Below are 1,181 nucleotides of genomic sequence, written 5' to 3' on the forward strand. Positions count from 1 at the left end.
AATTGTTTGATTCGAGCTGCCATCCCCGAAATTTTTTGTTCTAAATCGGCAAGATTAGGGATTGCTGTGGTTTGATTGCTATTAGATTCACTTAAGGACTGTGACTCTAGCTTATCTAGTCTTTCGCAAATAGCTAATATCGCTTCATTCTTCTGTTCGGCGTTGTTACTAGTAGCTAAATACTCTTCCAAGTACTCCTCAACACTTGCCTTAATCCTAGAGTCCAAGCGTTTATCTAAATCTTTACCACCAATTGTATCAAGATCATCCAAGGAATCATCTAAGTAGCGTTTGATAAATTGGGTGAGCGTGGTTGTTGCCGTCGTGCCTTCAGAATTGCAACGGGCGATAAACTGCTCCCACATTTTTTGGTCACAGTTAAAAGATGCCAGTTTCTTGTTTTTCCCTGTTTGGCTCATATTTGGGTTATATCTAGGTAAACCGAGGCTGTCCGCGACTGATTGAGCGCCAGGACTGGAAGATAGTTACCTAGACAGTACCATGATTAGCGCATCACTCACTGCCCAACCCCGCATCAATCATAAGAGCCAGTGATTCGGCATTAAATCTTGTCAGCGATTCCGCTAGTTGCTGGAAATAGCTGTATTGCTGATCGGCATAATCTCCAGGTTCTAACTTCAAAAGTTCGCAAAATTTAACATAGTCAATCCGCCAGTTGAACTCACCTATAGCCGCCGCAAATCTTTGGGCCAAATCCCGCGATTCTAAACTTGCTGCCGTTGCCTTGCCGTTATGATTGTAAATCTCGCCTCTTTCGCTCATATTTTGCTACCAAATGAGATTAATAATATTTTTGTATTATTAGCCATTTTTGGCGTGACCACGTAAACTAAAAAATGCGGTGAAAATCAATGGTACAGGTAAATGAAGCGCGACCGCCACGGGAAAGCGAAAATTCTCTCCCACGAGGAAATACAGTTGCTATTTACCCACGGCTTGAAAACAACTCGTGACCGCACCATCTTTGCTACTGCATTATTCACTGCCGCTAGAATCAACGAAGTTGTCACTCTGCTCACTGCTGATATATATAATGTGAATGGACAAGTGCGATCGCACCTGACGATTCGCAAGGCTAACACTAAGGGGAAACTTGCCACTCGCTCCATTCCGATTATTGAAGATTTGCAAGGTCTGTTGATAGAGTACCAGCCCGAAGC

Annotated in this window: 1 protein-coding gene and 2 pseudogenes; 1 reads left to right on the forward strand and 2 read right to left on the reverse strand. The window is 43.2% G+C overall.

The features are described 5' to 3' along the window. Both FNW02_RS38200 and FNW02_RS38205 read right to left on the reverse strand, forming a co-directional pair. A pseudogene (locus FNW02_RS38200) lies at positions 1–419 on the reverse strand (hypothetical protein); the annotation flags it as partial. A gap of 94 nt (positions 420–513) precedes the next feature. Beyond that, positions 514–783: a hypothetical protein gene (locus tag FNW02_RS38205; protein WP_191762644.1), complete on the reverse strand. Its 270-nt coding sequence runs from the start codon at positions 781–783 to the stop codon at positions 514–516. Positions 784–885: 102 nt separating this feature from the next. Between FNW02_RS38205 and FNW02_RS38210 the strand changes: the two are divergent. Next, positions 886–1,181: pseudogene (locus tag FNW02_RS38210) on the forward strand (site-specific integrase); the annotation flags it as partial.

The organism is Komarekiella delphini-convector SJRDD-AB1, assembly GCF_014831675.1.
Lineage (GTDB): Bacteria > Cyanobacteriota > Cyanobacteriia > Cyanobacteriales > Nostocaceae > Komarekiella.